Source organism: Methylosinus sp. DMC45, assembly GCF_056313885.1.
On the sequence record NZ_JBQUZK010000003.1, the window covers coordinates 299,140 to 312,136 of the forward strand.

Below are 12,997 nucleotides of genomic sequence, written 5' to 3' on the forward strand. Positions count from 1 at the left end.
ATGTGGCTGGCCTCGGCCATTCGCATGACGTCGGCCGAAACAGGGCCGACAATCGGTTTCGTGTCGCCTTATATACATAATCGCGACACAAATCACCTATTGCTGTCATAGGGGCGAATCGCCGCGGAAACAGGCGGCGAAGCCTTCGCTCGCAAGGCTTCCGCAAAGCGTCGAAAATTTCGATAAAAAGCAAGATGTTGCCGGCGCGTCCGCAGCCGTGCCGGCGCAGCGCGCGGCGCTCGCGCTCCCGCATGCGCGCGGCCCGCGCCAAAAGCGACGCTCGCGCATCGACGGCGCCGTGATTCGCGGACGCTTTCGATTGGCGCTGCGCGGCTAGAGCTCGCATCCGCTTTCCGCGCATGTGATCGTCGGAGAGCGGCGCGAGGCGAGCATTCCCTCGGTCGTCGATTCGTCATAGCCTGCGCGTAGCGTCCCGACGCCGAGCGAATCGGCGCCGCGCCGGCATGGCCGCGCGCATTCGTGTCGCGCGTCGCGTGCGATTTCATCACCTCTTCGTTTTCGACAGTGATCGGCGTCGCGCCGCACAGCGTTTCGGCCGCCCCTCGCGCGCTCGCTCGGCGACGCGCGCGGGCGCGCCTTTCTCATCGGCGCGGCGCCGTCCAGGGGACCGGCGCAATGAATCCTTTTCATTCTCATCGTGCAGAGCTGCTGCGCGGCTCAATCGCGATCACGCTTCTCCTCGTCTCGACGACATCGTCGAGCGCGAATGAAGAGGAATTGCGCGCGGAGGTTCGCGCGCTCACGGAGCGCTTGCACAAGCTCGAGGCGCGATTGGACAAGTCGCAAAAGACCGCGCAGGCCGATAAGAAAAAGGAGAAGGAGGAGAAGCAGAAAGAGAAGGAAAAAAAGGAGGAGGCGGAAAAGAAGGGGCCGGACAATTTTCGCTTTCGGGGAATCACGATCACGCCCGGCGGCTTCATCGCGCTCGAAAGCGTCTGGCGCAGCCGCTGGGTCGGCGCCGACGTCAACACGCCGTTTCAGAATATTCCCTATAATTTCTTCGCGACGGGACATTCGAGCGAGTTCCGCTTCAGCGCGCGACAGAGCCGTCTGTCCATGCTGGTGAAGGGCGATATCGATCCTTTCACCAAGATTGCCGGCTATGTCGAAACCGATTTTCTCGGCGCGGCGCAAACCGCCAATTCCAACGAGAGCAATTCCTACAATCTGCGCCTGCGGCAGATGTACACGAATATCGATTGGGATTCGTTCGGCGCGCATTTCATGGCCGGGCAGGCGTGGTCGCTGGTGACGCTGAACAAGGTCGGCATAAAGCCGGACACGACGATTCAGCCGCTCACCATCGATGCGCAATATGTCCCCGGCTATGTCTGGGCGCGGCAGCCCGGCATGCGCCTCACCGTGGATTTCAACAAGGAATTCTGGCTCGCATTCGCCGCCGAGGGCGCCGCCACCACTTTCACCGGCTATGGCGCGCTGCCGCCGGGCTTTTTCGGCACGACCGCTCTGCCGCTGCAAAATCCGATATTGTTCGGACAAGCGGCGGGCGGCGGCCTGTTCAACATTGTGAACAGCTATTCGCTCAATCGCGCGCCCGATCTCATCGGCAAAGCCGCATGGGACGCCGATCTCGGCGATCGGACCGTGCATATGGAGGGCTTCGGCCTGGCGCGCAATTTCACCACGCGCGCCTATTGGGGCAATCGCAACGCCTGGGGCGGCGGCTTCGGCGCCGGCCTATTCGCGCCGGTTCTCCCCGGTCTCCTCGACTTCCAAGTCTCCGGCGCCATCGGCCATGGAATCGGCCGCTATGGCGCCGGGCAGCTCGCGGACGCGACATGGTCGGCCGTCGACGGCGGCCCGTTGCCGATCAACGAGCGCATGATTCTCATCGGCGGCGTGCTGCATCCGCGGCCCGATCTCGACATATACGCCTATGCCGGCGGCGAGTTCACGCGGCGCAATCCGCAATATGTCGCCATTCCGGGCAATGTCATTTTCGGCGGCTTCGCCAATCCCTATTTCAACAATCTGGGATGCAACATAGAGAATGACGCGCTGACCACGACGGCCTTCCTCTCCGGCGGCACGGCGGCCAATGTTCCATTGGGCGGAGCGCTGGCCTGCGCCGGAATCATCAAAGACATTCGGCAGGTCACCGGCGGTTTCTGGCACACTTTGTACGAAGGGCAGTTCGGCAAGGTGCGCGGCGGCGTGCAATATTCCTATACGATCAAGGACGGCTTTTCCGGCGTCGGCGGTGCGCCGCAGGCGCGAGACAGCATGGTCTTCATTAGCTTCCGCTACTATCCCTTCGAGGGGAAGGCGCCGCCCATTCCCGTGATCGCCAAGTTCTGAAAAATGCCGCGCGTCAGTCCGTCCAATCGAAGGAGCGCGTCACCGCCTTCGCCCATTTGGCGATGCGGCGCTCGCGCTCTTCCTTCGACATTATCGGGCTCCATTGCTTCTCGGCGCGCCAATGCGTGGCGATCTCGCGCTTATCCTTCCAAAAGCCGCTGGCCAGTCCTGCGGCATAGGAGGCGCCGAGCGCCGTCGTCTCTATGCAGCGCGGCCGCACGACGGGAGCGCCGAGAATATCGGCCTGAAACTGCATCAGCAGCGCATTCACCGCCATGCCGCCGTCGACGCGCAGCTCCTCCAGCGCGACGCCGGAATCTTCCGCCATCGCCGCGACGACGTCGCGCGTCTGAAACGCCACAGCCTCCAGCGCGGCGCGTGCGATATGCGCTTTCGTCGAGAAGCGCGTGAGGCCGGCGATGATCCCGCGCGCGCTCTCGCGCCAATAGGGCGCATAGAGGCCGGAGAATGCGGGCGTGAAATAGACGTCGCCATTGTCGGGAACGCTCGCCGCCAGCGCTTCTATATCCGCGCTCTTCGCGATAATTCCGAGATTGTCGCGCAGCCATTGCACCAGCGCGCCGGCGATGGCGACAGAGCCCTCGAGCGCATAGACGGGCTTCTCCTCGCCGAGCTTATAGGCGAGCGTGGTGAGCAGTCCCTTGGTGGAGAGCCGCGGCGTCTCGCCTATGTTCATCAGCAGAAAACATCCTGTGCCATAGGTGTTTTTCGCGTCGCCCGGCGCAAAGCAGGCCTGGCCGATCAGCGCCGCATGCTGATCGCCGAGCGCGCCGGAAAGCAGGGCGCCTTGGAGCGGTGCGCGGCAGGCGCCATAGACTTCGCTCGAGGAGAGAATCTGCGGCAGGCAGGCGCGCGGAATGTCGAAGAGCGCGAGCAGCTCATCGTCCCATTGCAGCGTCTCGAGATTCATCAGCTGCGTGCGCGCGGCGTTGGTGGCGTCGGTGAAATGGCGCCCGGTCAGATTCCAGGCGATCCAGGAATCCATCGTGCCGAACAACGCTTCGCCGGCCTGCGCTTTCTCGCGCGCGCCGGGAATGTTCTCGAAGAGCCAGATGAGCTTCAGGCTGGAGAAATAGGTGGAGAGCGGCAGACCGGTCTTCGCGCGCAAGCGATCCTTGCCGCCCTGCGCGGAAAAGCGCGCGACCAGCGCGTCGGTGCGCGTGTCCATCCACACGATGGCGTTGTGCAGCGGCGCGCCCGTGCGGCGATCCCACAGCAGAGTCGTCTCGCGCTGATTGGTGAGGCCGACGCAGGCGAGATCGGCTGCCGTCAGCCCAGCCTTGTTCAAAGCCCCCGCGATGACGCTCTGCGTGTTGCGCCAGATTTCGGCCGCGTCATGCTCCACCCAGCCGGGGCGTGGATAGATTTGCGCATGCTCGCGCTGGTCGAGTGCGACGACCTCGCCCTCATGATCGAAGAGGATGAAGCGCGAGCTCGTCGTGCCCTGGTCGATCGCGCCGACATATCTGGTCATGACCGTCTCCGCTTCTGTTCGTTCGTGTCGCCGAGACACGAGATGCGCTAAATGTTATGAGAGCGAAAACTCGAGGAACGGGTCCGAAATGACGAACCAGCCGACCGACGCATTCTTCGCCGCCTGGCGCACCTATCGCAAGATCGTCGACACGAATTACATGTTCCATCGCGAGATCGGCGAGCGCGTCGAGGAGACGCTGCGCGCCGCCTTCGGCGACGAGGGCTTTTCCATTCTCGACCTCGGCTGCGGCGACGCCTCTGTCTTCGCGCCGCGGCTCGCGCGGCTCCGTCCCAATCGCTATGTCGGCGTCGATCTCTCCGAGACCGCGCTCGGCCTCGCCGCCGAGAATTTGAAGGTTCTCGCCTGCCCGGCGGAGCTGCGCCGCGAGGATCTGCTCGCCGCGATCGGCGCCGGCGAGGAGCGCTTCGACGTCATTCATACGAGCTTCGCCGTGCATCATCTTTCCACCGAGCAGAAGGCCGAGTTCTTCCGCCGCGCCGCCGCGCGTCTTTCGGAGCGCGGGCTGCTGCTGATGACCGATGTGATGCGCGAGGAGGACGAGACGCTGCCCCTCTATCACGCCCATTATGTGGAATGGCTGCGCCGCGACTGGAGCGAGCTGACGCTCGAGGAGCGCGAGACGACCTGCGCGCATCTCGTCGAGAACGATATGCCGGAGAGCTTCTCTATCCTGCAGGCGCAGGCGCGCGCGGCGGGACTCGAGGCGGCGCCGATCGCCGCCTTTCGCTGGCACAAGGTGGCGCGCTTCACGCCCCGCGCGGGGTGAGCGCGCGCGTCAGCCTCTCCGTCTGCGCGGCGTCGAAACGCAGGCCGAGCTTAGAGCGTCGCCACAGCACATCCTCGGCCGTGCGCGCCCATTCCTGCGCGCGGAGATAATCGAGCTCGGCCTCGGTGAGGCCGCAGCCGATATCCTCGCCGAGATCGGCGAGAGATTTCGCCGGCTCCAGAAAGCGCCAGGCCCGCGTCCCATAGGCGCCGGCGAGCCGGCGCGCGAGGCGGGGCTCCAGAAACGGCTTGGCGCGTTCCAGCTCCGCGACAAAGGCGTCGAAGGCGGCCGCGCCTATGTCGCCGCCGGGCAGCACGGCGCTCGCCGTCCAGGCCGCGCGCATTTGTGGAAAGAAGGGCGCGAGCGTCTCCAGCGCATGTTCGGCGAGGCGGCGCGCCGTGGTGATCTTGCCGCCGAAAATCGACAGAGCGGGCGCCTCTTCCGCCCGCGCGTCGAGATCGAAAGCGTAATCGCGCGTGACGACGGAGGCCTCGAGAGCGCCATCGTCATAGAGCGGACGCAGGCCCGAATAGCTCCAGACGACATCGTCGCGCGCGATCTTCTTCTCGAAGAAATGATTCACCGCCGCGATGAGATAATCCGTCTCCTCCTCGCTGATCGCCACCGGCCCCGGCGCTGCGGGAAAAGGAATGTCGGTGGTGCCGACGAGGGTGAAATCCTCCTCGAAGGGAATGGCGAAGATGATGCGCTTGTCCGGCCGCTGCAGCATATAGGCCTGCGCGCCCTCATAGAGCTTGCGCGTGACGATATGCGAGCCTTTCACCAGCCGCACATGCTTGCGCGAGCTGAGGCCGAGACGATGCTCCAGCGTCTCTGAGACGAAAGGCCCGGAGGCGTTGACGAGCGCGCGAGCGCGGACCTCCTCGAGCCGCCCATCGGCGCCGGCGACGCTGGCGATCCATTGCGCGCCGTCCCGCCGTGCGCCGACGAGCCGCGCGCCGACGCGAATTTGCGCGCCGCGCTCGAAAGCGTCCAGCGCTTCCAGCGCGACGAGGCGCGAATCATCGACGCGGCAATCGTAATAGGAGAAGCCGAGGCGATGATCGGCGGTCAGCGGCGCGCCGAATCTCGCGCCGGCGAGCGCGACCGTCGAGGAGCCGGGGATGCGCTTTCGCCGCGCCAGATGATCGTAGAGCAGCAGGCCCAGCCGCACGAGCCAGGCGGGGCGGATCGCGCTCTCATGCGGCAGGATGAATTGCAGCGGGTGGATGATATGCGGCGCAGCGGCGAGCAGCAGCTCGCGCTCGGCCAAGGCCTCGTGAACGAGGCGGAACTCATATTGCTCGAGATAGCGCAGCCCGCCATGGACCAGCTTGGTGGAGGCGGAGGAGGTCGCCGCGGCGAGGTCCTTTTGCTCGAGCAGAAGGACGCTCAGCCCGCGCCCGGCGGCGTCGCGCGCTATGGCGCAGCCATTGACGCCGCCGCCGACGATAAGGAGATCGAAGACCATGGCCGGCTCCCCCCGCGATTTTTCTCGCGAGGAGAGTACAGCGGAGAGCTGAAAGATTTGCCAGCGCCCCCTCCCCAACCCTCCCCCGCTGCGCGGGAGAGGGAGCAGATTCGGCGCGTCATCGAGGTTTCGCGAAACGCTTGCCGTCCCCCTCTCCCGCGAAGCGGGGGAGGGTGAGGGAGGGGCCTGTGCGGCCCCCTCCCCATTCGGCCGTGGAAGCGCTTACTCTGAAGCGCGCGAGCGCGGCGCGGAATGGTCCGGCCGGCGGGCGGCGGCCGGCTTGGCGCGGCGGCGCTGCTGCTGTTGCGGCGGACGCCCATGCTCGGCGGGCTTGCCCGGATGGCGCGCGGCGCGGCCCGGCTCCTGATGCGTGCGGCGATGCTCGTGCGGACGGCGCGGGGCGTCGCTATCGGCGGCCGCGGAGCCCGGCGCGCTGCGGCGGTCGGTGATCGGCAGCGTCTGGCGCGTCACGCGCTCGATCTGCTTGAGCAGCGAGCGCTCGCTATTGTCGCACAGCGAGACGGCGGCGCCCGTCGCGCCGGCGCGGGCGGTGCGGCCGATGCGGTGGACATAAGCCTCAGGCGTCTCCGGCAGCTCGAAATTCACGACATGGGAGACCCCGTCGATATCGATGCCGCGGGCGGCGATATCCGTGGCCACCAGCGCGCGGGTGCGGCCGGAGCGGAAATCCTCCAGCGCGCGCTGGCGCTGATTCTGGCTCTTATTGCCGTGGATCGCCGAGGCGCCGACGCCATTCGCGTCGAGATGCTGCGCCACGCGATCGGCCCCGCGCTTGGTGCGCGTGAAGACGATGGCGCGCGAGAAGTTCCGATCGGCGAAGAGCTCCAGCAGAACGTCGCGCTTGGCCGCGCCGTCCACCATAATCACCCGCTGGTCCACGCGCTCGGCCGTCGTCGCCGCCGGCGTCACCTTCACGGTGATGGGGTCGCGCAGCATGTCGTCGGCGAGCGAGGCGATCTCCTTCGGCATGGTGGCCGAAAAGAAGAGATTCTGCCGGTCCTTGGGCAGGCGCGAGACGATCTTGCGAATGGGGACGATGAAGCCGAGGTCGAGCATATGATCGGCCTCGTCCAGCACGATCGTCCGCGTCGACTCGAGCCGCAGATGATTGGAGGAGACATGGTCGAGCAGGCGGCCGGGCGTCGCGACGAGAACGTCGAGCCCGCCGGCGAGCATGCGGATCTGCGGGCCATGGGCCACGCCGCCGACGATGACGCCGATGCTGATGCGGGCGAATTGCGCATAGGCGCGGAAGCTGTCGGCGATCTGCGCGGCCAGCTCGCGCGTCGGGGCCAGCACCAGAACGCGCGTGGTGTTGGGGGCGGGGCGGCGGCGGTCCTCGAGCAGCCGTTGCAGGATCGGCAGAGCGAAGGCGGCGGTCTTGCCGGTGCCGGTCTGCGCGATGCCGAGCAGGTCGCGGCCTTGGAGAAGCGCGGGGATCGCCTGAGCCTGAATCGGCGTGGGCGTCACATAATCTTCCTGCGCGAGCGCGCGCAGAATGACCTCGGCGAAGCCGAGATCTGCGAAATTGGTCACTGCGTAACTTTCGAAATAGGCCGCATGCGCGCGAGAACGTCTCCCGTGCGAGGCCATGCAGCGATGGATGGGAGACCTGCCCCGCGTATCGGGCCGTCATCGTGATGAGGACCCGCTCTACGGCTCCGATCCCCTGTGGGAAGCGATCCACGCGGCCGGAACGAGTCACGCTGCATTGCAGCAAGAACGTAGGTAAAGAGAATTCAAGGCTCTGTCAATCGGCAATTGTGCAGTTTGCGTCATTGTGGCGCTTTGGCCGCGCGCGGCAGGCATGGCCGTGGACTATGCTTCGCGCGTTCGCCGCCATATAGAACGCAAGGATATTCCGAACCCTCGAAGGCCGCGATCATGCTCGAAGCCCTCCGCGCTTTTCTCGATGAGGTCGCCGCGCCGGCGCGGCCACGGCCGCTGGAAGCGTCCGATTATCGGCTCGCCGCGGTCGCGCTTCTGGTGCATCTCGCCTCGATAGACGGCGAGTTCGACGCCGGCGAGCGGGCGCTGCTGCAAAAGATCGTCGAGACGCGCTTCGGCCTCGACCACGCCGCCGCCCGCGCGCTGATCGAGGCCGCGGCGGAGAGCGAGCGCGAGGCCGTCGATCTCTATCGTTTCACCCAGGTGCTGAAGCGCAAGCTCGACGAGGACGGCCGCCGCGTCGTCATCGGCATGTTGTGGGAAATGGCCTATGCCGATGGCGAGGTCCATGAGTTCGAGGAAAATGTGATTTGGCGCGTCGCCGAGCTGCTCGGCGTCTCGACGCGCGATCGCGTCGCGCTTCGTCAAGAAGCGAAAGACATTGCGGCGAAGGACGCGGACAAGCCGGTTACGCCCGGCCCCTGGGGAGGCTGAGAGATGAGCGACGCCGCGACCACAACCATCGTCACTGGGGCCTCGGACGGCATTGGCCTGGAGCTGGCCAAGCTCTTCGCCCGCAAGGGGCGTCATGTCACTCTCGTCGCCCGCCGCCGCGAGCGGCTGGAGGCGCTGGCCGGCGAGATCGAGGCCGCCGGCGCGCCAGAGCGGCCGCTGGTCGTCGATCTCGACCTCTGCGCGACGGGCGCCTGCGAGAGCTTGGCCGAAATTTTGAGCGCAGCCGGGCGCAAGCCCGAGATTCTGGTCAATAACGCCGGCTTCGGCCTCGTCGGCCGGGTGGCCGAGCTGGACGCCGCCGAGCAATTGGCGATCGTCGATCTCAATATACGCGCGTTGACGGCGCTGACCCTGCGCTTTCTGCCCTCGGTCATAGAGACGCGCGGCGGCATTTTGAATGTCGCCTCCGTGGCCTCCTTCATGCCGGGGCCGGGCTTCGCCGTCTATTACGCCAGCAAAGCCTATGTCCGCTCCTTCAGCGAAGCCTTGGCGGAGGAGCTGAAGCCGCATGGCGTGCGCGTCACCGCGCTCTGCCCCGGTCCGGTGCAGACCGGCTTTCAGGAGCGCGCCGGCTTCGACTACAAGGGCGAGATGAAAGCGGTGAAGCCCGCGCTATTGCCGGCCGAAGAGGTCGCACGGCAGGGCTATGAGGCGCTGTTCTCCGGCCGGCGCGTGGTCGTGCCGGGGCTGGTGAACAAATTCTTCGTTGCGGCGGGCCGCGTGGCGCCGCGCGCGATTCTGCTGCCGCTGCTCGCCAAGGCGCAGCAGGCGCGCTGAAGATCGTCATCGCTGAAACGCCGCGAGCCCGACGGCGCTTTCGCGCGTCGGGCTCGCAAATTCGCGCGGCTGAATGGATCAGGCTTCCTGAGCCTTGACCTTCAGCACCTGCCGGCCGCGATAAATGCCGGTCTTGAGGTCGATGTGATGCGGACGGCGCAGCTCGCCCGAATCCTTGTCCTCGACATAGGTCGGCGCCTTGATCGCGTCGGCGGAGCGGCGGAACCCGCGCTTCATCGGGGAGGTTTTTCGCTTCGGAACGGCCATTTGTCTCGATCTCCAACTCCCCGCATCGGGGGCGGGGTGAAAACTCGTGCGGGCCGCATACAACAAATCCGCGCGCATGGCTAGCCTGGACCGGACTCTGAAGGGCGACGTTCAGCTCCGCCGCCCCGCTTGATCGTGTCGAGCTTCGGCTCCATATACGGCCTCGAGGCGCCGCCGCCGGGCCTCGCAGATTTTTCGCACGAGAAGCGCCGCGAGGGCTTCGTAATGGCACGACTGCCGACGCTGAATTCCCCCTTTCTCCTGGGGTTCGACGAGATTGAACGCGCGCTGGATCGCGTCACACGCTCGGGCTCCGATGGTTATCCGCCCTATAATATCGAGAGGCTGCCGGGCGCCGATTCTTGTCCCGATCGGCTGCGGCTGACGCTGGCGGTCGCCGGCTTCACGCGCGATCAGCTGGAGATTTCGCTCGAGGAGAGCCAGCTCGTCATTCGCGGCAAGCAGGTGGACGATCGCGAGCGGCAGTTCCTGCATCGCGGCATCGCCGCGCGGCAGTTCCAGCGCGCCTTTCTGCTGGCCGAGGGGATGCAGGTGCTGGGCGCCGATCTCGTCAACGGGCTCTTGTCCATCGATTTGGTGCGGCCGGAGCCGGAGCGCGTCATCCGCAAGATCGACATAGCGACGCCGGAGGAGCCGGCCAAATGAAAAGGGGCGCCGCGAGGCGCCCCCTTCGTTTTCGCAGGTCGTTTCGAGGGGGACCTCGGGGGAATTCGTTCAGCCGGTCGTCTGCTCTTCCTGCTCGCGGACGGTCATGGCGTTGCCGTGCCAGACGAAATCGTCGAAGAGGCAGGCGTCCACGAACATCACTGGCAGCAGAATGTCGCGCGTCAGCAGCGCCAGCGGGGTCAGCCGGGAGAGCCGCCAGCCGGCGACGCGGGCGAGGAGGCATTCCGCGCCATAGAGCCCGGCGAGGATCGCGCCCGCGGTCAGCGCCACATTGGCGTCGAGCAGATGCGCGGCGTAAGCGCCGGTCACCACGGGCATGAAGCTGCCATTCATGAATTCCGGCGCGAAATAGGCGGGGAAGGTCACGCGGCGCAGGCGCGCCCAGCGCACATGGCGGGAGTAGACCTCATGCGCCGTGCGATGGCCGAGCGGCTGCTCGAAGGGCATGTCGACGAGCCGCACCTTCATCTTTTGCGCGCGGATGATCTTGGTGGAGGCGGCGTCCTCGGCAATCTCGGCGCCGAGAGCGCGAATGCCGCCGGCGCGTTCCAGCACCTCGCGGCGCCACATCATGTTCTTGCCCTGCGCGAAGCCGATGCCGACCGCCTCCGCGCCATATTGCCAGCGCGCCTGGAAAGTGTTGAGGAAGGCGCATTCCACCTCCGCCCAAAAGCCCTTGGGGCGAGAGCCGATCGGCATGGAGATGGAGAGCGCCGTATCGTCGCGGAAGGCGGCGAGCATGGTCTGAACATAGTCCGGCGGCAGCAGAGCGTTGGAGTCGGCGAGCACGACCCAGGAATGGCGCGCGGCGTCCCAGCCCTTCACGCAATTGTTGAGCTTGGGATTGACGCTCACATAATCGTCGCCGACGAGCAGCCGGGCGGAAATATGCGGATGCGCGGCGATGAGCCGCTCGACCAGCGGAATCACTGGATCATTGGCGCATTGCACGCAGAACAGCGCCTCATAGCTCGGATAATCGAGCGCGAAGGTGGAGCCGATCGTCTCCTCGCTGAAAGTCTCGAGCCCGCGCAGCGGCCGCACGACGCTCACCGGCGGCGCATGGGCCGGCACGGGCAGATTGCGGGGACGGGCTTTGCAGCGAAAGGCGGCGATGGCGATGCTGGCGAGGTTGAGCGAGAGCAGCGTCGCGCAAAAGGCGGCGCACACATAGGCCATGATCATGCGTGTTCCCTGCCTGTCACTTTCGGGATTCGAGACGGGCGGCGGCCTGCGCCTGCGCCAGCGGGCGGCGACGGCTGCGCAATCCCGGAGCGGGCCAGACCGATATTCCGCCTGACAAGGAGCTCAGCTCTTGGCAAAAGGGTGGCGGCGCGAGAATCTTGTCGCGTCGCGCGGCCCTCGCACTCTCCTCCTGCCGAAGTTTGCTCATGACCACTCCGATCGTTCGCTTCGCGCCCTCGCCGACCGGCCGCATCCATATCGGCAATGCGCGTCCGGCCCTGCTGAACTATTTGTACGCCCTCTCCCACCATGGAAGATTCGTGCTGCGATTCGATGACACCGATCTGGCCCGCTCGAGCGAGGAGTTCGCGCAGGCGATCGAGGTCGATCTCGCCTGGCTCGGCGTGCGGCCGGATGTGGTGGTGCGGCAGTCGCAGCGCGTCGCGCGCTATGAGGCGTCGGCGGCGCGTCTCGAGGCGGCGGGCCTGCTCTATCCCTGCTACGAGACGCCGGAGGAATTGGAGAAGCGCCGCAAATTGCAGCAGGCGCGCGGACTGCCGCCCGTCTATGATCGCGCCGCGCTGAAGCTTTCGGCCGAGGAGCGCGCGCGGCTCGCGGCGGAGGGACGCAAGCCGCATTGGCGTTTCAAGCTGCCGGCGGGCGTCGTGGAATGGCGCGATCTCGTGCGCGGCGATTGCGCCATCGATTGCGCCACGCTGTCCGATCCCGTGCTGCTGCGCGAGGACGGCAGCTTTCTCTACACGCTTCCTTCCGTGGTGGACGACATAGAGCTCGCGATTACGCATGTGATTCGCGGCGAGGACCATGTGACCAATACGGCGGTGCAGATTCGCCTGTTCCAGGCGCTGGCGCCGGAGCATGCGCATCCCGTCTTCGCGCATCACAATCTTCTCGTCGGCGGCGCGGGCGAGGCGCTCTCCAAGCGCACCGGCTCGCTCGCCATCGCCTCGCTGCGCGAGGAGGGTTATGAGGCTCTCGCCGTGGCGGCGCTGGCCGTGCTCACCGGTTCGTCGGACAGCGTCCATGCGGTACGCTCGCTCGGCGATCTCGCGCATTCTTTCGATCTCGCGCATCTCTCGCGCAACGCTGCGCGTTTCGATCCCGCCGATCTCGGCCCGCTCACCCATCGCACGCTGGCGATATCGGAATATGACGACGTGCGCGAGCGCTTGGAGGCGCATGACATCGTCGGCTTCAAGGCCGAGCCCTTCTGGCGTGCGGTGCGGGGGAATTTGACGCGCTTCGCCGATGTGCTGGACTGGTGGCGCGTCGTCGAGGGCGAGATCGAGCCGATCCGCGAGGATGCGGAGTTTTTGGCCGAGGCGCAGGCGCTGCTGCCCGCCGAGCCCTGGGACGAGACCACCTGGTCCGCCTGGACCAGCGCGGTGAAGGCGCGCACCGGCCGCAAGGGCAAGGCGCTGTTTCATCCATTGCGCGTCGCGCTCACAGGCGCGGAGATTGGTCCCGAGCTGTCGCTGCTGCTGCCGCTGATCGGCCACGCGCGGGCGGTCGCGCGACTCTCGGCATCCGGCTCGTAGAG

The 12,997-nt window shown here is 66.2% G+C and carries 11 protein-coding genes; 6 read left to right on the forward strand and 5 right to left on the reverse strand.

Annotation, left to right across the window (positions count from 1 at the left end; genetic code table 11):
* Positions 1 to 636 precede the first annotated feature (636 nt).
* A complete protein-coding gene (locus ACT53T_RS01575; protein WP_476159656.1) occupies positions 637 to 2,340 on the forward strand; it encodes a hypothetical protein in 1,704 nt (567 codons plus the stop codon).
* Positions 2,341 to 2,353: 13 nt separating this feature from the next.
* Here the strand turns inward: ACT53T_RS01575 and glpK are convergent, their stop codons facing one another.
* A complete protein-coding gene (glpK, locus tag ACT53T_RS01580) occupies positions 2,354 to 3,835 on the reverse strand; it encodes a glycerol kinase GlpK (protein WP_476159657.1) in 1,482 nt (493 codons plus the stop codon).
* 88 nt (positions 3,836 to 3,923) lie between these two features.
* Between glpK and ACT53T_RS01585 the strand changes: the two genes are divergently transcribed.
* Positions 3,924 to 4,625 (forward strand): class I SAM-dependent methyltransferase, encoded by a 702-nt coding sequence (locus tag ACT53T_RS01585; RefSeq protein WP_476159659.1) that lies wholly within the window; start codon positions 3,924 to 3,926, stop codon positions 4,623 to 4,625.
* On the opposite strand, the gene ACT53T_RS01590 is transcribed toward ACT53T_RS01585, so the two are convergent.
* Together ACT53T_RS01590 and ACT53T_RS01595 are read right to left on the reverse strand one after the other, a co-directional pair.
* Entirely contained in the window at positions 4,606 to 6,096 is a 1,491-nt protein-coding gene (locus ACT53T_RS01590) for a glycerol-3-phosphate dehydrogenase (RefSeq protein ID WP_476159660.1), read from the reverse strand. The genes ACT53T_RS01585 and ACT53T_RS01590 overlap by 20 nt on opposite strands.
* Before the next feature lie 222 nt (positions 6,097 to 6,318).
* The gene (locus ACT53T_RS01595) at positions 6,319 to 7,653 is read right to left on the reverse strand and encodes a DEAD/DEAH box helicase (protein ID WP_476159661.1); all 1,335 of its coding nucleotides are present in this window, start codon (positions 7,651 to 7,653) and stop codon (positions 6,319 to 6,321) included.
* A gap of 348 nt (positions 7,654 to 8,001) precedes the next feature.
* Here ACT53T_RS01595 and ACT53T_RS01600 point away from each other — a divergent pair, with 348 nt between their 5' ends.
* Complete coding sequence (locus ACT53T_RS01600) at positions 8,002 to 8,499, forward strand: tellurite resistance TerB family protein (RefSeq protein WP_018267271.1); 498 nt, start codon at positions 8,002 to 8,004, stop codon at positions 8,497 to 8,499.
* 3 nt (positions 8,500 to 8,502) lie between these two features.
* Positions 8,503 to 9,297 carry an SDR family NAD(P)-dependent oxidoreductase gene (locus tag ACT53T_RS01605; protein ID WP_476159662.1) on the forward strand — a complete coding sequence of 265 codons (795 nt, stop codon included), beginning with the start codon at positions 8,503 to 8,505 and terminating at the stop codon, positions 9,295 to 9,297.
* Between the two features lie 78 nt (positions 9,298 to 9,375).
* Here the strand turns inward: ACT53T_RS01605 and rpmF are convergent, their stop codons facing one another.
* The gene (gene rpmF, locus ACT53T_RS01610; RefSeq protein ID WP_024878183.1) at positions 9,376 to 9,564 is read right to left on the reverse strand and encodes a 50S ribosomal protein L32; all 189 of its coding nucleotides are present in this window, start codon (positions 9,562 to 9,564) and stop codon (positions 9,376 to 9,378) included.
* Positions 9,565 to 9,789: 225 nt separating this feature from the next.
* Here rpmF and ACT53T_RS01615 point away from each other — a divergent pair, with 225 nt between their 5' ends.
* A complete protein-coding gene (locus tag ACT53T_RS01615) occupies positions 9,790 to 10,230 on the forward strand; it encodes an Hsp20 family protein (protein WP_026191558.1) in 441 nt (146 codons plus the stop codon).
* A 69-nt stretch (positions 10,231 to 10,299) separates the two neighbouring features.
* Here the strand turns inward: ACT53T_RS01615 and ACT53T_RS01620 are convergent, their stop codons facing one another.
* Positions 10,300 to 11,436, reverse strand: coding sequence for a ceramide glucosyltransferase (locus tag ACT53T_RS01620; RefSeq protein WP_476159663.1), 1,137 nt, complete (start codon positions 11,434 to 11,436; stop codon positions 10,300 to 10,302).
* 206 nt (positions 11,437 to 11,642) lie between these two features.
* Here ACT53T_RS01620 and ACT53T_RS01625 point away from each other — a divergent pair, with 206 nt between their 5' ends.
* Entirely contained in the window at positions 11,643 to 12,995 is a 1,353-nt protein-coding gene (locus ACT53T_RS01625; RefSeq protein ID WP_476159664.1) for a glutamate--tRNA ligase, read from the forward strand.
* Positions 12,996 to 12,997: the final 2 nt, after the last annotated feature.